This window comes from Pseudomonas sp. B424 (assembly GCF_055408345.1).
This window is the reverse complement of sequence record NZ_JBUZTL010000017.1, coordinates 12,599-32,689: the sequence shown is the minus strand read 5'-3', so window position 1 is coordinate 32,689 and position 20,091 is coordinate 12,599. Positions and strand designations below refer to the sequence as shown.

Sequence of the window (20,091 nt, the reverse complement as noted above, 5' to 3'; positions counted from 1 at the left end):
TGCTCTTTAGTGCAGTTTCAGGCGCGGCTCGGTGCCGCGTCCGATTCTGCTGCCCAGCATCAGCATCAAGGTGCGGAAGGTGCCGTACAACGCCATTTGGTGCATGCGGTACAGCGAGATGTAAAACATCCGTGCCAACCAGCCTTCCAGCATTACCGAGCCCATCAGGCTGCCCATCAAGTTACCCACAGCCGAAAAGCTCGACAGGGAAATCAGCGAGCCATAATCGCGGTATTTGTAGTCTGGCAGTTGTGATTTGCCTTCAATTCGCAGTTTCAGCGACTTGGCCAGCAGCGATGCTTGCTGGTGAGCCGCTTGGGCGCGAGGAGGCACCATCTTGTCTGTGCCCGGCTGCGGGCAGGCCGCGCAGTCACCAAAGGCGAAAATATTGTCGTCCCGGGTAGTTTGCAGGGTAGGGCGCACCACTAGCTGGTTGATGCGATTGGTTTCCAGGCCGGCGATTTCCTTAAGAAAGCCCGGTGCACGAATCCCCGCAGCCCACACTTTCAGGCTGGCAGGAATCACCTGACCATCTTTGGTGATCAAGCTGTCAGCCGTGACTTCACTGACTGCGGAGTTGGTGAGCACTCTCACCCCGAGTTTTTCCAGGGTTTTGTGCACAGGCCCGCCAATACGGTCCGGCAGTGCGGGCAACACCCGTGGGCCGGCCTCGATGAGGGTGATATGCATGTTTTCAGGCTTGATACGGTCCAGGCCGTAAGCTGCCAGTTCGTGTGCCGCGTTGTGCAGTTCGGCGGCCAGCTCTACCCCGGTGGCACCCGCGCCGACAATGGCGACGCTGATCTGCTCGACCGTATCACTTTGCCCTGCGTGCGCGCGAAGGTAGTGGTTGAGCAGTTGCTGATGGAATCGCTCGGCCTGTTTGCGGGTATCGAGGAACAGGCAATGTTCGGCCGCGCCCAGGGTGCCGAAGTCGTTGGTGGTACTGCCCACGGCAATCACCAGGGTGTCGTAAGGCAGCTCGCGGGCAGGTACCAGTTCCTGGCCATTTTCATCGAGAGTCGCCGACAATGAGATATTTTTCAGCTCACGATCCAACCCGCTCATCCGGCCAAGCTGGAATTGAAAGTGATTCCATTTGGCCTGGGCGACGTAGTTAAGTTCGTCTTCCGATGAGTTCAGCGAACCGGCAGCGACTTCATGCAGCAGCGGTTTCCAGATGTGGGTCAGGTTGGCATCCACCAGCGTGATGCTGGCTTTGCCGCGCTTGCCCAGAGTCTTGCCCAGGCGGGTCGCCAACTCCAGGCCGCCGGCGCCGCCGCCGACGATAACAATACGATGGGTCATGGGTATCACTCGCAAGGCTTAAAAGAATTCTGTGCTCAGTGACCCGGGCGAGCGCAACGCAGCTCATAGCACCAGGTAACTCAGGAGGCGGCTCAACAGGCCCATGGCAATCACCGCGATCACCACCACTCCAAGGAGCAGCCAGGGCCTGAAAGGCCGGCGCTCAACCTGGTTTTGTGGCAGTTGCAGGTACTCTTCGACATGCTTCAGATCATCTGGGTTCAGGCGACTGGACATATTTTTGGCCTCGTCAAATAGACGTAGCAGGATGTGTAAAAGCTACAGCGCGATGCAAACAAGCATAGCGTGCCGGGTCTGAACACGAACTTACAGGCTGATCCCCACGTCGAAAATAATGCTGCGCCCCAGGTTATTGCGCAGGAAGTCCGGTGCATCCGGTTGTGCAAACAGCACACGGGCAAACGTCGGCCCTACCAGCGACAGCGAGCGCCAGCCCTGGCGCAGGTATTCGGTAGGCGGCGGGAAGTGGCTGTTGAGGTCCAGCACTTCGCGCTTGAGGCTGGAAAACGCAATGATGTCCAGTTGCCCCAAGTCGATATCGCGTTCTTTGTAGTTGTTGGCTTTTTTGTGCAGGGTGGGGCCTAAACGCTGCAACAGCTTGCTCGCCGGAATCCGCTTGGGCCGTGCTTCACGGCGTACCAGCTGGCTCAGGGAGTAGGCGCTGCGACGGCGCTGCAGCTCTTCGCGCCATTCATCGTTCAGGCGACGGCCTTCATCGAGCACAAAGAACACCTCAAAGCGCGCGTCGCCGAACAACACATCCGGCGGCTCTTGCTCCGCCTGGGTGAAGTCTTCGCTGTGATACGGGATGTTCAAGCCTTGCAGCAGGCGCTGGCAGACCCAACGCTCACGCTCCCATTTGCGGGCATTGGATAAAAAGGCATTGGCCTGTTCGGCCTGAATGGTGAGCAGGCGTAAATAATCTGAGTCGTCCATGAGGGCAGCTTAGCTCTGAAACAGGTGTTACTGAAAGTCCGGGTGTAGACTCAGGCGCATCAGCAGCATTGGCATCAAACAAGGAGGGTTGAGCAGTGTGCTTTAACAAGGCTGGATTGCAGGTGCGCAGATGATCGGGGCCGAGGTGTTATCCACACAAACGCAGGCAATTGGCTGGCTGCTCTATGCCCCGGTTGTGCTGTGGGCGATCTGGCGAGCGCCCTGGGTTGAGCTGTTTGCCGACACACGGCGCCAGCACTTGCTGTTCGGTACGGTGTTCTCGTTATTTTTGCTGTGGTTGGTGCGGCGCGACTTTGACAGCGGCGTGTCTTATCACTTTATCGGCCTGACCGTAGTCACCTTGCTGCTCGATTGGCCGCTGGCGATTGTCGGTGCGCTTGCTGCTCAGGTCGGGCTGGTGCTGCTGGGGCGTCAGGATCTTGCTGCGATGGGCGTCAATGGCGTGTTGCTGATTGTGTTGCCGGTCGCTGTCACCGAGTGCTGTGCGCGCATGGTCGAGCGGGCCCGGCCGCGTAATCCCTTTGTGTATATCTTTTGCTCGGGCTTCTTTGCGGCAGCCCTGGCCGCGCTGCTGTGTGTGCTGGCGGTACTGGGCGTGTTGTGGCTGGACGGGTTGTTCGTGATGCCGGAGTGGCTGGAAGACTTTGTTGGCTACCTGTGGCTGATCATCTTTCCTGAGGCGTTTATCAACGGGATGCTGGTCACGGCACTGGTGGTGTTTTGCCCTGAATGGCTGGAAACCTTCAACCGCACGCGTTACCTGGCTGCACCGTGGCAGGATGACGGGCCCTCCAAATAACGGTGATTTTGTGGGAGCTGGCTTGTGCGATACCGCATCGCGCGTATCGCCGGCAAGCCAGCTCCCATGCAATCAGTGGAAACGCTCGGGCAAATCCTCGGAGAACAAATCGTCTTCAGCATCCGGGCTGACCGGGATCTTGTGCTCTTCCGAAGCCCAGGCACCCAGATCGATCAATTTGCAGCGGTCAGAGCAAAAAGGCCGGAAAGCGTTGCTGGTATCCCACTGCACGGCTGTGCCACAGGTCGGGCAGTCTACGGTCATAGGTTTGGTCATGGTTGGCCTCCACGCAAAGTTAAATAGAAGTGATGCAGGCGCTCGACTTCAGTCTGCAGCGCTTTCAAATCGTTGTCATTGAGCAGCACGTCGTCAGCGTGGCGAAGGCGTTCTTCGCGGCTGGCCTGTGCCTTGAGAATGGCCTGTACTTGCTGCTCGCTGGTGTTGTCGCGCGCCAGCGTGCGCTGTATTTGCAGGGTTTGCGGGGCATCGATCACCAGCACGCGCTGGGTTGTCGCGTACTGCCCGGACTCGATCAGCAGCGGTGAGACCAAAATGGCGTAGGGCGATTGTGCCTGCGCCAGGTTGCTTGCGATCTCATCACGAATCAGCGGGTGCAGCAGGGCTTCAAGCCAGAGGCGTTGCTCGGGGTCGGTAAAGATCAGGTTGCGCAAAGCGCCGCGATTGAGCTGGCCATCGGCGTGCAGCACATCGTTGCCAAAGTGCTCGGCAATTTTTGCCAGCGCCGGGCGCCCCGGTTCGACGACCCAGCGGGCCGCATGATCGGCGTCCACCACGTGCACGCCGAGCGTGCAAAAGTGTTCGGCTGCGGCACTTTTACCGCTGCCGATACCGCCGGTCAGCCCGAGAATCCAGGGTTTGGAAGGTGCAGTCATCACGTCAAACCGAAATCTGCCAATAGAAGCCGGTTATTTGACCACCCCAGAGCAATGCAATCCAGCCGGCAATTGCCAGATACGGCGCAAAGGGGATCGGGGTGGACGTCTGGGCGCGGCGCAAACCCAAAAGGCTCAAGCCCACAATCGCGCCCAGCAGCGAGGAGAGCACAATGGTCAACGGTAAAATCGCCACCCCGCCCCATGCGCCGAGCACGGCCAGTAACTTGAAATCACCATGGCCCATGCCGTCCTTGCCGGTGATCAGTTTGAATATCCAGAACACCGACCACAGGCTGGCATAGCCCAGCGCCGCGCCCCACACCGCCTGGGGCAGGGTGGTGAAGACATCGAAACTGTTCAGCAGCAACCCCAGCCAGAGCAGGGGGAAGACCAGCATGTCGGGCACGATTTGATGTTCGGCATCGATCAAGCAAATAGCCAGCAACCCCCAGGTCAGCACAAGCATCCAGCCCGCTTGCGTGCCAAACCCCAGATGCCAGGCGACAAAAGCCGACAAGAGCCCGCAGGCCAGTTCGGTGAGCGGGTAGCGCAGGCCGATAGCGCTTTTGCAGTGCGAGCACTTGCCACGTAATAGCAGGTAGCTCAGTAACGGGATGTTTTCCCAGGGCCGAAGAGAATGCTGGCACTTGGGGCAGTGGGAGCGAGGCAGCATCAAGTTATACACAGGGCCTTTGACAGGGGCGGGCAGATCCAGCAGCTCGCGGGCCTGCGCCTGCCAGTCCTGTTCGAGCATTTTGGGCAAACGCCACGCAATCACATTGATAAAACTGCCCACCAGCAAGCCGAGTATCAGGGCGCAGGCGATAAAAGCGTCAGGGTGATGGTTAAACAGCTCAATCATGCTCAGATCACTCGGCCCAGGTTGAAAATCGGTAAGTACATGGAGATGACCAGCCCGCCAACCATGATCCCGAGTACCGCCATGATGACCGGCTCCATCAACGTTGTCAGGTTATCGACCAGAGTGTCGACCTCGCTTTCATAATAGGTGGCAACGTGGTCAAGCATATCGTCCAATGTGCCGGATTCCTCGCCAATGGCGGTCATCTGAATGGCCATGCCCGGAAACACGCCGACATTACCCATGGCCACATGGATCTGGCTGCCGGTTGCCACCTGTTGCTTGAGTCGCAGCACCGCGTCTTTGTACAGGCTATTGCCCGTGGCGCTGGCCACCGAAGTCAGGGCTTCAAGCAGCGGAACACCGGCAGCGATCGTGGTCGACAGCGTGCGGGCAAAGCGGGCCATGGCGGACAAGTGCAGCAGACTACCCATTACGGGCAGTTTCAATAACCAACGATCAACCCGTTGGCGCAGCGGGGCAGAGTACTTGTAACGATGGTGCAGGCAGGCAAGGGTGCAGCAAAAGATCGCCAGCCCCCACAATCCGTAAGCTTGAAGTACCTCTGACAGGCGGATTACCCACAAAGTGAACGCAGGAAGCTGTGCGTCGAATGAGCGGAAAATACCCTGAAACTGCGGCACCACTTCAACCAGTAAAATCGTGCACACCACCAATGCCACCAGTAGTACGGCGATGGGATAGGTCATGGCTTTTTTGATCTTCTTTTTCAGGGCCCGGGTTTTTTCTTTGTAGGTCGCCACCCGTTGCAGCAACACATCCAGTGCCCCTGCCTGCTCGCCTGCTTCCACAAGGCTGCAAAACAGCGGATCAAAATGTGCAGGTTTTTTACGCAGTGCAGCCGCCAGGCTGCTACCGGCGCGGATGTCCTGCTGCAGCCCGGTTACCAGTTGGTGAGTTGCAGGATGCTCCAGGCCGTTGGCAATCACTTGCAGGGCTTGCAGCAGCGGGACGCCGGCGGTGATCAGGGTGGCCAGCTGGCGGGTAAACAGGGTGATTTGCAGGGTGTTGATGGATTTTCCGGCAGGCGACGGCCCGTTTGCATGGCGCCGGATTTTACCAGCGGTAATACCTTGGCGGCGCAGCTGAACCCGGACCATTGCCTGGCTGCCTGCCGTGGCCTGACCGCAAATTTTAGCCCCTTTGAGGTCAGTGCCTTCCCACCGATAAAGGCTGGTTTTAACGGCCTGTGTTGCCATGGGTCCATCCCTGGCGCGCTTCGCGCTCGGCTGTGTGTGAGTATCAAAGACTAGATGCCTTGAGCCTCGACTCGCCCGCCCGAGCATGTCCAAAGGTGTCAGCGATGCAGTTGTGGAGCATCCGCCCACTAACCTTGATAGCCTGTGCGCACTTTTTTGGCCGCACAGCACTGCTATGGCACCCCGTCGTGCCCTTTATTCGGAGGCTTCACGTGAAACAACAAAAAGGCTTCACCCTGATCGAACTGATGATTGTGGTGGCAATCATTGGCCTGATCGCATCATTTGCATTTCCGGCTTACAACGACCACGTCATGAAGACCCGTTTTGCCGAAGTGAACACGATCGCCAACACCTACAAGACCGCTGTGGCCCTGTGCTTGAGCGAGAGCAACGACCTGACGGTCTGCGATGCGGGCACCCACGGCATTCCGGCTCCGGCGGAGCCGACTGACAACCTGGCGGCAGGCATGACGGTGATCGATGGCGTGATCACCATGGCAGGCACTCAGGCCGCTGGCGGCTGGGTCAGCGTGCTGGTGCCGACGTTGAATGGCAGTACGCTGACCTGGACCCAAAACGGCACATGCCTGGCCAGTGGTGCCTGTAAATAACCACCGATTGCCCAATGCTGTTCACTTTAGCTATTTCTGCTTCTGCGGGAGTGCCGGTCGATGCTGGACTGCTCGCGATGGTCGTTAATGATGACGCGTATTTACTGAGTAAATGCGGCGCTCTGCAGACCATCGCGAGCAAGTCGAATCGTCGCACCGCCGCTCCCACATTTGTGTAGCGTTGCTCTTAAGTGAACAGCATTGCGCCGATTGCCGGGTTTACCCTGCGGTGCTAGTTTTACGGGAACCGCCGGTGTAGCTCAGTCGGTAGAGCAGCGCACTCGTAACGCGAAGGTCGCAGGTTCGATTCCTGTCTCCGGCACCACTTGAAAAGCCATCCGGTAGTTGCCGGGTGGCTTTTTTCGTAGCGGGTACATTGATGTCCGAAAACGGCGAGAACCGGAAAAATCGCGGTGCTATTCTGCGGCCTATGAACACCGATAACAGCCTCTCCACACCCAGTACCGCGGCTTGCGAAATCGCTCGCTTGAGCCGCGATGCGCGTTTTGACGGGGTGTTTTTTACCGCCGTGCTCACTACGCGGATCTACTGCCGCCCGGTGTGCCCTGCACGGGCACCCAAAGCTGAAAATGTGGTGTATTACCCTAGCGCGGCCGCCGCTCAGGCCCAGGGTTTTCGCCCATGTTTGCGCTGCAGGCCGGAGCTGGCGCCGGGTAATCAACTCTGGTTGCAGGGCGAACATCTGGTGTCGCGGGCGCTCAAGTTGATCAATGAAGGCTATTTGGCAGATCACTCGCTGGAGAGTCTGGCCGAGCGTATGAGTGTCAGTGCCCGGCAATTGCGCCGCTTGTTTGTGCAGTACCTGGGGGCGCCGCCGATGGCAGTTCATGCCACCCAGCGTTTGTTGTTTGCCAAACAACTGCTGACCGAAACCGACCTGTCGATCACCGAAGTGGCCATGGCGTCGGGGTTTGGCAGCCTGCGCCGTTTCAATGCTGCGTTTGCCGAGGCCAACCATGCCGAGCCGCGCGCGTTCAGGCGCAGCCCAAAGGCACGGGCGGACAAGGCAATGGTATTGCGTCTGGGCTATCGCCCGCCGTATGACTTCAGTGCGTTGCTGGGTTTTCTGCAAACCCGTGCCTTGCCGGGTATCGAACAGGTTGACGGGCTCAGTTATCAGCGGGTTTTCGGGCAGCCTGATGCGCCCGGCTGGCTGCGGGTCAGTGCCTGGCCGGGTGAGCAGCATGCGTTACAGCTGGAACTGCTGAACGTACCTCCCGGCCAGATGCTGGGGGTGGTCACGCGGATCCGGCGGATGTTTGACCTGGACGCCGACCCGCTCGCCATCGCCCGTACCTTGAGTAGCAGCCCGCTGCTGGCACCTGTGATCGAGCGTTATCCAGGCCTGCGTTTGCCCGGGGGCTGGGATGGTTTTGAAGTGGCAGTGCGGGCCGTCCTGGGTCAGCAGGTCAGCGTGGCGGCTGCGCGCACTCTGGCCAGCCGTATCGTGCAGCGCTATGGGGTTGCGATCGAGCCCGGTGCAGGTTCGGATCTGAACCGTCTGTTTCCGGGCCCCGAGCAACTGGCAGAGGCCGACCTTGGGCAAATGGGAATTACCCAGGCACGGATCAACACGATCCAGGGGGTCGCCCGCGCGCTGATCGAAGGCCGGGTCGATTTTGCTGTAGAACAACCGTTAGAGCGGTTTATCAGCCGCTGGGTGCAACTGCCCGGGATTGGTGACTGGACCGCGCATTACATTGCCATGCGTGTGCTCAAACACCCTGATGCGTTCCCGGCCGCCGATTTGATTCTGCGTCGCGAAGCCAACCCCCGGGGTGAGCCGTTAAGCACCAGGGCGCTGCAAACGCTGGCCGAAAGCTGGCGCCCGTGGCGGGCCTATTCAGTGATGTATTTATGGCGCGCAGCCACCGACTCGGCTGCTGCACGGAAGGTATGAACATGACGCAGATCTACTATGAACAAATGCCCTCACCCATAGGCCCGCTGTTCTTGGTCGCCGATGATGAAGGGTTGCGCGAGGTGCGTTTCGAGCTGGATCGTCGGCCCCATGTGCCGCAGGACGGCTGGATGCATTCGCCGCAAAAGCTCGCCGAAGTTCGCCGCCAGCTGGAGGAATATTTCTCGGGCGAACGGCTGATGTTTGATTTGCCGCTCAAGCCGTTGGGCACTGAATTTCAACAGTCGGTCTGGCACGCGCTCACCACCATTCCCTACGCGGTGACCACCAGCTACGGTCAGATTTCGCAGCAAATCCAGCGGCCCAAGGCGTCGCGGGCGGTGGGGGCGGCGAATGGGCGCAACCCGATTCCGATCATCATCCCGTGCCACCGTGTAATCGGCAGCAACGGCACGTTGACGGGGTTTGCAGGCGGGCTGGCCGTCAAGCAATGGCTGCTTGAGCATGAAATGAAATGCCAGGGTTTTGCGCTGTCTTGATCGCGGGAGCAGGCCGCTCCCGCAAGGTGCGGTGCGGTCAGAGGCTCAACCGCATCGACAGGTCCACCGCCTTCACATCTTTGGTCATGGCACCAATGGAGATGTAGTCCACGCCGGTTTCGGCGATTGGGCGCAAGGTCGTCTCGTTGATCCCGCCGCTGGCTTCCAGTTTGGCCTTGCCCGCGTTCAGGCGCACCGCTTCGCGCATATCGTCCATGCTCAACTCGTCGAGCATGATGATGTCGGCGCCTGCGGCCAGGGCCTCCTTGAGTTCGGCCAGGCTTTCGACTTCGATCTCTACCGGCTTGCCAGGGGCAATGTTATGCGCAGCGGTGATGGCCTGGGCGATGCCGCCGCAGGCTGCGATGTGGTTTTCCTTGATCAGGAATGCGTCGTACAGGCCGATCCGGTGATTGTGGCAACCACCACAGGTCACGGCGTATTTCTGTGCCAGACGCAAGCCGGGCAGAGTTTTACGGGTGTCCAGCAACTTGACCTGAGTATCGGCCACCTGGTCGGCCAGGAACTGAGCGTGAGTCGCAACGCCTGACAGCATTTGCAGGAAGTTAAGCGCGCTGCGTTCGCCACTGAGCAGCGAGCGCGCCGGGCCTTCAAGGTGGAACAACACCTGATTGGGGCTCACGCGCTCGCCATCGGCGACTTGCCAGTGGACGGCGACTCGCGGATCAAGCTGGCGAAACACTGTATCAACCCACGCGGTGCCACTGATGACGGCGGCTTCACGGGTAATAATCGTGGCTTTGGCCAGACGTTCGGCCGGGATCAGCCGTGCGGTGATATCGCCGCTGCCAATGTCTTCGGCTAACGCACGGCGTACGTTGGCTTCGATTTCGGCAGTGAGGTCGGCCAGGCGTAAATTCGGCATAACGAGCTCCACAAACAAAGTGCGCCGATTATAGGGCCAGGCCACAGGGGAACCCAAGGTGCGCCGAAGCATCACAGGCAAATGCCTGCAATGTGCTTCTTTCGGCACTTTCAGCATTATTTTGCCCCCTCACTCATTCAAATGAAGAGTCCGCTGGTACAAGCGCCATCTTTTACAAGATAATCCGCCTTGCAATTGGCGCCATAGCTTTGACGTGCGGCCATTGCCCTTAATTTCGATATGCCGGCGGGTGCGCAATGCACGCGCCGGTTCTGCATGTGAGCGTTAAAAGTGGCCAGGGCTACAGGCGGTTCACCTGCAGGCGAAGAAACCATTCAGGGAGGCCAGGATGCAAAATGACGGGAAAGTGGGACCTGCCTACAGGGCCACTGCGGAGTTGGCGATGCACTCGCCGCTTGCCCGCCTGCCTGTGATCCTGTTGCAGGTGCATGACAAGGCTGCACAGCAGCTCAGGTATGAGTTGCAGGTGCTGTTCGAAAATGCCGATGAAACCCTGTTTGAAATGGCAGACAAGGCGCAGAACGACACCGAGCAGAGCCTGTTTTTTGAAGCCATGCGCGATGTGAGGCTCAAGCGCAAAAGTATTGAGCGCGGCTTTCTTGAACGGTTGTTCGACGCCTTTGTCAGGTTGACCCAGCCCGATACCAGAGAGCCTGCCTTGCAGGGTGTCGTTCCGGCGCAGGCGGTGTTTTCGCTGATGGCCGATGACCTCGAGCGCACTCAAGTGACCCGTGCCATGGTGGAGCGGGTGCTGACCCGCAACCAGTTGTCCTTGTGCCAGCTGAGTACGCGCCTCAATACCTTGAGTTGCCTGGCGCTGGATGAGCACAACAACCCGTTGGGGCCGGCGATGCTGTGCGAGTATTTTCTGCTGGCCGAGCGTGATCAGGGCGTGGACATCAAGGTCAAGCTGATCATGCTGCGTCTGTTCGAGAAATATCTGCTTAGCCGGACCGAACAGCTGTACGCCGATGCCAACCAGCTATTGATCGCCACGGGCGTGCTGCCTGACCTGTCGGACAGGGCTTCATGCTGCGCTGCAAAAGTGGGTGCGCTTGCGCAGTCGTCACCCGAGGCGAGCGAGGATACGAACAACCTGGTCGGGCTGTTGTTCGAGTACATCCGCGATGACCGCAACCTCTCACCGCCGCTGAAAAAACTGCTCGGACTGCTGCGTGAGCCTTTGCTCCAGATCGCGCAGCGTGATCAGAACTTTTTTAGCTGTGACAGCCATCCGGCCCGCCGCTTGTTGAACGTGATTGCGGGCGCGGCCATCGGCTGGGGCGCCAGCGCCGAAGACTGCAAAGACCCGCTCTTCCGGAAAATCGAGCACGTGGTGTTGCAAATGGCCCGGAATGCGGGCAAAAACCCGGCGCTGCTTGAATCCTTGCTGCATGATTTTTCGATGTTTACCCGCGGTGAGCGCAGCCGCATCGAACTGCTTGAACAGCGCACCCGCGATACCGAGCAGGCCCGCCGCCGGCCCGCGCTCCTGCCCGGCCCCGTACAGCCATGGCCGCTGCCCGTTCTTGACGAGCAGGGCCATCTGGGGCTGCTGCTGGTCAGCCAGCTGCGAATCGGGACCTGGATCGAGCTGCAGGAAGATCAAGCGACGTGGCTGCGCTGCAAGCTGATCACGATTCTGGAACCCGGCGGCACGCATGTGTTCGTGAATCGGGCCGGGGCCAAGGTGCTGGAGAAAAGCCGCACCGATCTGATCGTCCAGCTGCGCAGCGGCGCTATTTTACTGCTCGATGACCGGCTGCTGTTCGACCGGGCCCTGGAGTCGGTGATAGACAGTCTGCGTCAGTCCGGCGCCGAGTAATCGCGTACAGCGCAGATTGCTCCCCATCGACATGCTCATCGCGGCATACTGGGCCTTTCGTTTTGCCTGTTGAAGGAGCCTGTATGCAGCTGGACCCCGCGAGCGGCTGGTGTCAAGGCGTGTGCCATTGCCCGTCGCCCAACTTCAATGCGCGCCCGAGCGGCGAAATCTCCTTGCTGATTATCCATAACATCAGCTTGCCGCCGGGGCAGTTCGCCACCGGCAAGGTTCAGGCGTTCTTCCAGAACCGGCTGGACGTCACAGAACACCCTTATTTTGAAAGCATCAGCGAGCTCAGGGTCAGTGCGCACTTTTTGATCGAGCGTGATGGCGCGGTTATCCAGTTTGTTTCCTGCCTGGATCGCGCCTGGCATGCGGGTGTTTCAAGTTTCGAGGGGCGCGAGGCCTGCAATGATTTTTCGTTGGGGATCGAACTCGAGGGCACCGATGAACTGCCCTTTACGGATGCGCAGTACCAGGCGCTCATCGCCTTGACCCGGCAATTACAGGCGGCTTATCCCGGCATCACCGGGCACAGGATTTGTGGCCATAGCGACGTGGCACCGGGGCGCAAGACTGATCCGGGGCCGGCTTTTGACTGGATGCGCTTTCGCAGCGCGTTGCAGCACACAGGAGAAATACAATGAGTTTTGTGGTGTTACTGCTGGCGATTCTGGTCGAGAAGTTCTCGGCTTTGCGTCAGCGTCTGCAGCGTGATGGCGGCTGGTTGCGCGAGCTGAACAAGCTTGAAACCAGCTCCGGGTTTGGCAACAAGCCGTGGTGGGTGCTGATTATCCTTATTGCACTGCCCGCAGCGGTACTGGGGTTGCTGCTGGTGGTGCTGCAGCCTGTGGCTTATGGCCTGCTGGCCCTGCCGGTGCACCTGCTGGTGGTGATTTACAGTCTTGGGCGCGGTGACTTGCTGGGAGGGCTCGGACCCTTTCGCGATGCCTGGCGGCGCGGTGATTTGCAGGCCGCAGCCCATGTTGCCGAGCGCGACCTGAGCGTCAGTGCCGACAGCGGCGAGCAGTTGCTGGAGAAGGTACAGGGCCACTTGTTGTGGCAGGCCTATCAAAGCTTCTTTGCGGTAATTTTCTGGTATTTCCTCTTGGGCCCCGTGGCGGCCTTGAGCTATCGCTTGCTGGCCCTGGCGGCAGAGCATGGCAAGAGCCCGGCCCTGGTCGAGCGTGCCGAGCAATTGCGTCATGCCTTTGACTGGTTGCCGGTTCGATTGCTGGCGGCCAGTTTTGCACTGGTGGGCAATTTCGCGGCGGTCAGCCGGGTGATGCTCCATGAGTTGCTGAGTTGGGATATCAGCGCCGCGCAACTGATCGACAAGGCCGGGTGTGCGGCCGCAGAGATCCCGGCGCCGCAAGTCGGGCCTGAAGGCGTGTCCAGCCTCGATACCCTCTGGGCCATGCTGCTGCGCGCTGCGGTGCTGTGGTATGCGAGTTTTGCGGTATGGGCGTTATTGCTTTGACACCCCATAAGACCTGTAGCCGCTGACGGGCTCCGCGAGGTTGCGTCCGAGCGCGAAGCGGTCGCAAACCCAGTAACCGAGGTCAAACCGAACGCAGCCTCGCACTACTCGTCAGTGGCTACAGGGTTTGTGTATCGCGCAATCTATTGCTTTGCTTTGCTTTGCTTTGCTTTGCTTTGCTTTGCTTTGGCTTTTGATTTGCTCTTGATCTACCTGCCCCTTCGGGAGGCCGAGTGGAGGTTCTGCGCAGTGGGCCTCCCGGCATGGATGCCGGGAGAGCCGTGCTGGGCCAAGGATGGCCCGTCACGGCGTGCCCACGGAGCGGGACCGGAGCGAGGGACACCTGAGCGAAGCGAGGGCCGTACGCCGGGGCAAGGCCTTTTTGGGTACTTTTGTGGCTGTTTGACAAAAGTGCCTCGCCGTAAGGGCGAAACCCGTAGAAAGCCGTGGCGCATCGAACGGATATGTACGCTGTTCAGCTGTTCAATAGCTGCAAAAACAACAGAACCACCAAGTACATATCTGCCACAAACGCCCAACTGGAATAGGGGCATTCGCGTTGTTTGCACATTCCCCTGACTACAGCAAAGGCAAAGGCAAAGGCTTGAAACTGCACAACCCCATGTGGGAGCGGGCTTGCTCGCGATGGCATCGGCGCGATTCAACTCAAATACCGCGCCGCTTGCATCGCGAGCAAGCCCGCTCCCACAGAGGAGATGTGCGAGTCTCGCAGATCCCGACACCAAACAGGCCGGCCTACCGCCTCGAACGCCTTTGATCCGGCCAAGCCGTTTAGCGAGAAACACTCCGCCAGTGCATGACCGGGAACAGAATATCTACAGGGGGTGACTCGGGTTCTTCCAGCCAAACAGCGCGCGGGCATTGGCGGTGCTGGCCTCGGCCAATTGCTCGGGGCTGATGCCCATCACTTGCGCCAGAGCCTGGCAAATGTCGGGCAAGTACTGCGGGCTGTTGCGCTGGTTGGGGTACATGGCCGGCGCCATGTCGGGGGCGTCGGTTTCCAGCACGATGGCGTCCAGGGGCAAATCGGCGATCACTTTGCGCAGGCGCAAGGCCTGCGGCCAGGTGGCAGCACCACCGAGCCCCAGTTTGAACCCCAGCTTTATATACTCCCGCGCTTCTTCGCGGCTGCCGGCAAACGCATGCACAATCCCGCCACGCTTGAGCTTGAAGCGCTTTAGCGCCGCAATCACCTGGGCATGGCTGCGCCGGACATGGAGCAGGGCGGGCAGCTGAAAGTCGGCGGCCAACTGCAACTGCGCTTCAAACAGCTGTTGCTGGCCGTCGCGGTCGAGTTCGGGAATAAAGTAATCGAGGCCGATTTCACCCACCGCACACAGCTGTGGATGACCCGCCAGACGGCTCAGCCATTGTTCGAGCTGTGCCAGATGCGCTGGGCGGTGTTCGTTGAGGTACATCGGGTGCATGCCAAACGCCGCATACAGCTGGCTATCGGTTTGCACCAGATCCCACAGCCGCTGCCAGTTGCGCTGATAGACCCCCAGCACCACCATCTGCCCAACCCCCAGCGCTCGACTGCGCGCCAGTAACTGCGGGCGATCCGCGTCAAAGTCCGGAAAGTCGAGGTGGGTGTGGGTATCGATCAGCTCCATGCTCAGGCCTGATGAATGCGCTGTTTGAAGGTTCGGGCAATCGCATGAATGCCGGGCACGTAGCTCTGTTCTTCAATCGCTGCCAGGGCCAGATTCAGGGCTTTTTCGGCAATCAACTTGTGCTGCTGACCCATGGCATTGACGGGCAGTGGCAGGAAGTCCAGCAACTGGGTGTCGCCAAAAGTAGCCAGGCGCAGCGGCGGGCGCTGGGTCGGGTGCTCCAGCAGCGCATCGAACATCCCTTGCAGCAGCACGTACGAAGTGGTGATAAGCGCCTCGGGGAAATGCCCCTGACGTGCCAGCAACTTGTCGATGATCTGACGGCCGCATTCGCGGCTGAAGGCTGCACCGTGTTCAATCAGCACTTCGCCTTTGAACCCTTCGACGGCTTGCTTGAACCCTGCTTCACGGGCCTGGCTGACGCTCAGCTCGGGGCGTGCACCGATCAATACAATCTGGCGCGGTACCGGATGCAACAGGCTGCGGGTCAATTGCAGGCTGGCCTCGCAGTCATCGCTGATGACCGAACAGAAGCGCTCGGGCTCCATGGTCCGGTCAATGGCAATGATCGGCATGCCCAGGTCTTGCAGTTTGCGGTAGCTGTCATCTTCTTCAGGCAAGCAACTGGCCACAAACAGGGCGTCGCAACGACGGGCGCGGAATAACTTGAGCAACTGGCGCTCACTGTCCGGCGCGTCGTCGGAGCTGGCGATCAGCAATTGATAGCCGCGAGCGCGGGCGCCTTGTTCGAGCTGTTTGGCCAGGCGCGCATAACTCGGGTTTTCGAGGTCCGGGAGGATAAACCCCAGGGTGCGAGTGTGCCGGCTGCGCAGCCCGGCGGCCTGCGGGTTGGGAGTAAAGCCATGCTCTTCGACCACCGCGCGCACGCGCTCGACCGTGCTGCTGCTGATGCGCTGCTGTTCGGCTTTTCCATTGATGACATAGCTGGCAGTCGTTACGGAAACACCTGCCAATTGAGCGATATCACTGAGTTTCACGCCGAAAATTCCTTATTTTTTGTAGTACATGTCGACATTCTGGCCAATCCTAACCGATAAAGGCAGCCGACCATCGTATGCCATACGGGAACTGTATTTTTTCGCAGTATCCGCCCACTGGCGCCGGTCAAAGCGAAAGGTTGGGCTTCAAGCGCGGGCAATTATGCAGTAACGTGCCGGGTATTCTTGATTAAACGTTTCAGCAGGCGTGTTTAAAGGTTCTTGCCCCGGTAGCGATGTGCTTGCCACACATCCACTGACACAGTCCGGGATGAGCGTCCTAAGCTGACCTAATTCAAAACAATACCTGGTGCCATGAAGTACCAGAAAAGGAGAACGCATGCTCGAGCTCACCATAGAGCAGATTTCCATGGGCCAAACGGCTGTGGACAAGTCTGCGGCGCTGCAATTGCTCGCCGATAAACTGGTTGCCGATGGCTTGGTGGCCGAAGGTTATCTGAGCGGTTTGCAGGCGCGTGAGGCTCAGGGTTCGACCTTTTTGGGCCAGGGCATTGCCATCCCCCATGGCACACCTGAAACCCGAGAACTGGTCTTTACCACGGGCGTGCGTTTGCTTCAGTTCCCCGAAGGGGTGGATTGGGGCGATGGTCAAATCGTTTACCTGGCCATTGGTATTGCGGCCAAGTCCGACGAGCACCTGCGTTTGCTGCAATTGCTGACCCGTGCCTTGGGCGAAACCGATCTGGGCGAAGCCCTGCGCCGTGCCAGTTCCGCTGAAGCCCTGCTCAAACTGCTTCAGGGCGCCCCGCAAGAACTGGCGCTGGACGCTCAGATGATTGGCCTTGGCGTGTCAGCCGATGACTTCGAAGAGCTGGTATGGCGTGGTGCACGTCTGTTGCGTCAGGCCGATTGCGTGAGCAACGGTTTTGCCGCCGTATTGCAGCAAGTCGACGCGCTGCCGCTGGGTGATGGCCTGTGGTGGCTGCACAGCGAGCAAACGGTCAAGCGCCCGGGGCTGGCGTTTGTGACCCCGGACAAACCGATGCGTTACCTGGGCCAGCCACTGAGCGGTCTGTTCTGCCTGGCCAGCCTGGGCGAAGCGCATCAGGCCTTGCTGGAGCGTTTGTGTGCGCTGCTGATTGCCGGCCGTGGTCACGAGCTGGGCCGTGCCACCAGCCGTCGTGCGGTGCTGGAAGTGCTGGGCGGCGAGCTGCCGGCTGACTGGCCGAGTGCCCGTATCACCCTGGCCAACGCCCACGGCCTGCATGCGCGCCCGGCCAAGGTCCTCGCACAGCTGGCCAAAAGTTTTGAAGGCGATATCCGCGTCAGAATCCTCGATGGCCAGGACTCGGCAGTCTCTGCCAAGAGCCTGAGCAAACTGCTGAGCCTGGGGGCACGTCGCGGTCAGGTGCTGGAGTTTGTCGCCGAGCCGAGCATTGCCAACGATGCCTTGCCCGCGCTGCTGGCTGCGGTGGAAGAGGGGTTGGGTGAAGAGGTCGAGCCTCTGCCGACCGTCACCGACGCGGTGCCCGGTGTGGCCGAAATCGCCACACTCATCACGGCCCCGGTTGCCGGTAGCGTGGTTCAGGCCATTGCGGCCTCGCCCGGTATTGCAATCGGCCCGGCCCACATTCAAGTGCTGCAAACCTTCGATTACCCGCTGCGTGGCGAGTCGTCCGTGGTTGAGCGCGAGCGCCTGAAAAATGCCCTGGGCGAGGTGCGCCAGGACATTGAAGGCCTGATTGCGCGCAGCCAGTCCAAGGCCATTCGCGAGATTTTCATCACCCACCAGGAAATGCTCGACGACCCGGAACTGACCGACGAAGTCGATTCGCGCCTCAAACAGGGCGAAAGTGCCGAAGCTGCGTGGATGTCGGTGATCGAGGCCGCAGCGCGCCAGCAAGAGTCCTTGCAGGATGCGTTGCTGGCCGAACGGGCCGCCGACCTGCGTGACATCGGCCGCCGCGTTTTGGCCCAGTTGTGTGGCGTTGAAACTCCGGCCGAACCCGACCTGCCTTATGTGCTGGTGATGGACGAAGTCGGGCCGTCGGATGTGGCGCGCCTTGATCCGGCGCGGGTTGCGGGTATTTTGACCGCCCGTGGCGGTGCCACTGCGCACAGCGCCATCGTCGCCCGCGCGTTGGGTATTCCGGCGCTGGTGGGTGCCGGCGAAGCGGTGCTGTTGCTGGCACCCGGCACTGAGCTGCTGATCGATGGCCAGCGTGGGCGTTTGCATGTTTCGCCGGATGCCGACGCGCTGCACCGCGCCACGCAAGAGCGCGACAGCCGCGAACTGCGTTTGCTGGCCGCCTGCGCCCTGCGCCATGAACTGGCCGTGACCCTCGATGGCCACGCGGTCGAAGTGTTCGCCAATATCGGTGAAAGCAAAGGCGTGGCCGGTGCCGTCGAGCAGGGCGCCGAGGGCATTGGCCTGCTGCGCACGGAGCTGATTTTCATGGCCCATTCCCAAGTGCCGGACGAGGCCACTCAAGAGGCGGAATACCGCCGCGTACTCGACGGCCTGAATGGCCGGCCGCTGGTGGTTCGCACCCTGGACGTGGGCGGCGACAAACCGCTGCCGTACTGGCCGATCGAGAAAGAAGAAAACCCGTTTTTGGGCGTACGTGGCATTCGCCTTACGCTGCAACGTCCCCAGGTGATGGAAAGCCAGTTACGCGCGTTGCTGCGCTCGGCGGACAACCGCCCGCTGCGCATCATGTTCCCGATGGTGGGGAGCGTGGCCGAATGGCGGGCTGCCCGCGACATGACCGAGCGTCTGCGCCTGGAAATCCCGGTGGCTGATCTGCAACTGGGGATCATGATCGAAGTCCCGTCCGCAGCCTTGCTGGCGCCAGTGCTGGCCAAGGAAGTGGACTTTTTCAGCGTGGGTACCAACGACCTGACCCAATACACCCTGGCCATCGACCGCGGTCATCCTACCTTGTCGGCTCAGGCCGACGGCCTGCACCCGGCGGTGCTGCAATTGATCGACATCACCGTACGTGCCGCCCATGCCCATGGGAAATGGGTGGGTGTGTGCGGCGAACTGGCGGCCGACCCTCTGGCGGTACCGGTACTGGTCGGCCTGGGGGTGGATGAGTTGAGCGTTTCGGCGCGCAGCATTCCTGAGGTCAAGGCGCGGGTACGCGAACTGAGCATGGAACGCCTCAAAACCCTGGCCGAACAGGCCTTGAGCCTGGGCAGCCCGGAAGAAGTGCGTGCACTGGTGGAGGCGCTCTAATGGCCAGAGTATTGACGATCACCCTCAACCCGGCACTGGACCTGACCGTGCGCCTCGGGCATCTGGCGCCGGGCGAGGTCAATCGCAGCCCGTTGATGTTGACCCATGCGGCGGGCAAGGGCGTCAACGTCGCGCAAGTGCTGGCCGACCTGGGCCACACCCTGACCGTGAGCGGCTTTTTGGGGGAGGACAATCAGCAGGCATTCGATGCGCTGTTCAAGCGTCGCGGCTTTGTCGATGCCTTCATCCGCGTACCGGGTGAAACCCGCATCAATATCAAGCTTGCCGAAGACGATGGCCGCGTCACCGACCTTAACGGGCTTGGGCCGCAGGTCAGCGCCCAGGCGCAGCAAGCCTTGCTCGACACCCTCGACCAGATTGCCGTGGGGCATGACGCGGTCGTTGTGGCCGGCAGCTTGCCCCAGGGCATCAGCCCGCAGTGGTTGCGCGACCTGGTGCTGCGTTTGAAGGCGCTGGGCCTGAAAGTGATTCTGGACACCAGCGGCCAGGCCTTGAAAGAAGGCCTCACGGCCGGGCCCTGGCTGATCAAGCCCAACACTGAAGAACTCAGCGATGCGCTGGGCCGGGACATCAGCAGCCTTGAGGCCCAGGTTGCCGCGGCCAGCCGTCTGCAGGCGCAAGGCGTTGAGCATGTGGTCATTTCCCATGGTGCCGACGGCGTGAACTGGTTCAGCCGCGGCCCGGCCTTGCAGGCGTTGCCGCCCAAGGTCAGCGTGGCCAGCACGGTGGGCGCAGGCGACTCGCTGCTGGCGGGTATGGTCCATGGTTTGCTCAGCGGCCACAGCCCCGAGCAGACCTTGCGCACCGCCACCGCCATTGCGGCCATGGCGGTCACCCAGATTGGTTTTGGTATCAGCGATGCGGCGCGCCTGGCGACGCTTGAAGGCGGCGTCAGCGTTCGCCCCCTGACAGAAGAATAAGAGGGA

General features: G+C 60.3%; 19 protein-coding genes and 1 tRNA gene. 10 read left to right on the top strand and 10 right to left on the bottom strand.

Going from position 1 to position 20,091, the window contains the following annotated elements:
* Window positions 1-6: 6 nt before the first annotated feature.
* The 3 genes from ACZRMS_RS18275 to ACZRMS_RS18265 all read right to left on the bottom strand — a co-directional run bounded on the left by ACZRMS_RS18275 (window position 7) and on the right by ACZRMS_RS18265 (window position 2,265).
* Window positions 7-1,308, bottom strand: coding sequence for an NAD(P)/FAD-dependent oxidoreductase (locus ACZRMS_RS18275; protein WP_463996443.1), 1,302 nt, complete (start codon window positions 1,306-1,308; stop codon window positions 7-9).
* Window positions 1,309-1,371: 63 nt separating this feature from the next.
* A complete protein-coding gene (locus ACZRMS_RS18270; RefSeq protein WP_463996442.1) occupies window positions 1,372-1,545 on the bottom strand; it encodes a DUF3094 family protein in 174 nt (57 codons plus the stop codon).
* A gap of 90 nt (window positions 1,546-1,635) precedes the next feature.
* Window positions 1,636-2,265, bottom strand: coding sequence for a DUF1780 domain-containing protein (locus tag ACZRMS_RS18265; protein WP_463996441.1), 630 nt, complete (start codon window positions 2,263-2,265; stop codon window positions 1,636-1,638).
* Window positions 2,266-2,395: 130 nt separating this feature from the next.
* Between ACZRMS_RS18265 and ACZRMS_RS18260 the strand changes: the two genes are divergently transcribed.
* Window positions 2,396-3,085: an energy-coupling factor ABC transporter permease gene (locus ACZRMS_RS18260; RefSeq protein ID WP_463996440.1), complete on the top strand. Its 690-nt coding sequence runs from the start codon at window positions 2,396-2,398 to the stop codon at window positions 3,083-3,085.
* A gap of 72 nt (window positions 3,086-3,157) precedes the next feature.
* Here the strand turns inward: ACZRMS_RS18260 and yacG are convergent, their stop codons facing one another.
* Genes yacG through ACZRMS_RS18240 form a run of 4 tightly spaced genes read right to left on the bottom strand, consistent with a single transcriptional unit; the run spans window position 3,158 to window position 6,063 of the window.
* Window positions 3,158-3,361 carry a DNA gyrase inhibitor YacG gene (yacG, locus tag ACZRMS_RS18255; RefSeq protein WP_048359259.1) on the bottom strand — a complete coding sequence of 68 codons (204 nt, stop codon included), beginning with the start codon at window positions 3,359-3,361 and terminating at the stop codon, window positions 3,158-3,160.
* Window positions 3,358-3,978 carry a dephospho-CoA kinase gene (gene coaE / locus ACZRMS_RS18250; RefSeq protein WP_463996439.1) on the bottom strand — a complete coding sequence of 207 codons (621 nt, stop codon included), beginning with the start codon at window positions 3,976-3,978 and terminating at the stop codon, window positions 3,358-3,360. The genes yacG and coaE overlap by 4 nt, the downstream gene beginning before the upstream one ends.
* A 4-nt stretch (window positions 3,979-3,982) precedes the next feature.
* Window positions 3,983-4,843 carry a prepilin peptidase gene (locus ACZRMS_RS18245; RefSeq protein ID WP_463996438.1) on the bottom strand — a complete coding sequence of 287 codons (861 nt, stop codon included), beginning with the start codon at window positions 4,841-4,843 and terminating at the stop codon, window positions 3,983-3,985.
* Between the two features lie 2 nt (window positions 4,844-4,845).
* Window positions 4,846-6,063 carry a type II secretion system F family protein gene (locus ACZRMS_RS18240; RefSeq protein ID WP_463996437.1) on the bottom strand — a complete coding sequence of 406 codons (1,218 nt, stop codon included), beginning with the start codon at window positions 6,061-6,063 and terminating at the stop codon, window positions 4,846-4,848.
* Between the two features lie 212 nt (window positions 6,064-6,275).
* On the opposite strand from ACZRMS_RS18240, the gene ACZRMS_RS18235 reads away from it, so the two are divergent.
* From ACZRMS_RS18235 to ACZRMS_RS18220, 4 genes are all read left to right on the top strand, one after another.
* Entirely contained in the window at window positions 6,276-6,677 is a 402-nt protein-coding gene (locus ACZRMS_RS18235) for a pilin (RefSeq protein ID WP_048359255.1), read from the top strand.
* Between the two features lie 249 nt (window positions 6,678-6,926).
* A tRNA-Thr gene (locus ACZRMS_RS18230) sits at window positions 6,927-7,002 on the top strand.
* 105 nt (window positions 7,003-7,107) lie between these two features.
* Window positions 7,108-8,598, top strand: coding sequence for an AlkA N-terminal domain-containing protein (locus ACZRMS_RS18225; RefSeq protein ID WP_463996436.1), 1,491 nt, complete (start codon window positions 7,108-7,110; stop codon window positions 8,596-8,598).
* A gap of 2 nt (window positions 8,599-8,600) precedes the next feature.
* Window positions 8,601-9,098: a methylated-DNA--[protein]-cysteine S-methyltransferase gene (locus tag ACZRMS_RS18220; RefSeq protein ID WP_463996435.1), complete on the top strand. Its 498-nt coding sequence runs from the start codon at window positions 8,601-8,603 to the stop codon at window positions 9,096-9,098.
* A 37-nt stretch (window positions 9,099-9,135) separates the two neighbouring features.
* Here ACZRMS_RS18220 and nadC read toward each other — a convergent pair whose 3' ends face one another.
* A complete protein-coding gene (gene nadC / locus ACZRMS_RS18215; RefSeq protein ID WP_048359244.1) occupies window positions 9,136-9,984 on the bottom strand; it encodes a carboxylating nicotinate-nucleotide diphosphorylase in 849 nt (282 codons plus the stop codon).
* Window positions 9,985-10,333: 349 nt separating this feature from the next.
* Between nadC and ACZRMS_RS18210 the strand changes: the two genes are divergently transcribed.
* From ACZRMS_RS18210 to ampE, 3 genes are all read left to right on the top strand, one after another.
* Window positions 10,334-11,830 carry a DUF1631 family protein gene (locus tag ACZRMS_RS18210; protein WP_463996434.1) on the top strand — a complete coding sequence of 499 codons (1,497 nt, stop codon included), beginning with the start codon at window positions 10,334-10,336 and terminating at the stop codon, window positions 11,828-11,830.
* Between the two features lie 83 nt (window positions 11,831-11,913).
* On the top strand, window positions 11,914-12,477 hold the full coding sequence (gene ampD / locus ACZRMS_RS18205; RefSeq protein ID WP_463996433.1) for a 1,6-anhydro-N-acetylmuramyl-L-alanine amidase AmpD: 564 nt from the start codon (window positions 11,914-11,916) through the stop codon (window positions 12,475-12,477).
* Window positions 12,474-13,310, top strand: coding sequence for a regulatory signaling modulator protein AmpE (gene ampE, locus ACZRMS_RS18200; protein WP_463996432.1), 837 nt, complete (start codon window positions 12,474-12,476; stop codon window positions 13,308-13,310). Before ampD ends, ampE begins: the two co-directional genes overlap by 4 nt.
* A gap of 836 nt (window positions 13,311-14,146) precedes the next feature.
* On the opposite strand, the gene ACZRMS_RS18195 is transcribed toward ampE, so the two are convergent.
* Window positions 14,147-14,944, bottom strand: coding sequence for a TatD family hydrolase (locus tag ACZRMS_RS18195; protein WP_463996431.1), 798 nt, complete (start codon window positions 14,942-14,944; stop codon window positions 14,147-14,149).
* 2 nt (window positions 14,945-14,946) lie between these two features.
* Complete coding sequence (gene cra / locus ACZRMS_RS18190) at window positions 14,947-15,942, bottom strand: catabolite repressor/activator (protein WP_463996430.1); 996 nt, start codon at window positions 15,940-15,942, stop codon at window positions 14,947-14,949.
* A gap of 340 nt (window positions 15,943-16,282) precedes the next feature.
* Here cra and ptsP point away from each other — a divergent pair, with 340 nt between their 5' ends.
* Both ptsP and pfkB read left to right on the top strand, forming a co-directional pair.
* Entirely contained in the window at window positions 16,283-19,144 is a 2,862-nt protein-coding gene (gene ptsP, locus ACZRMS_RS18185) for a phosphoenolpyruvate--protein phosphotransferase (RefSeq protein WP_463996429.1), read from the top strand.
* Window positions 19,144-20,085, top strand: a complete 942-nt coding sequence (gene pfkB / locus ACZRMS_RS18180; RefSeq protein WP_463996428.1) for a 1-phosphofructokinase — start codon at window positions 19,144-19,146, stop codon at window positions 20,083-20,085. The genes ptsP and pfkB overlap by 1 nt, the downstream gene beginning before the upstream one ends.
* The last annotated feature ends 6 nt before the right edge of the window (window positions 20,086-20,091 follow it).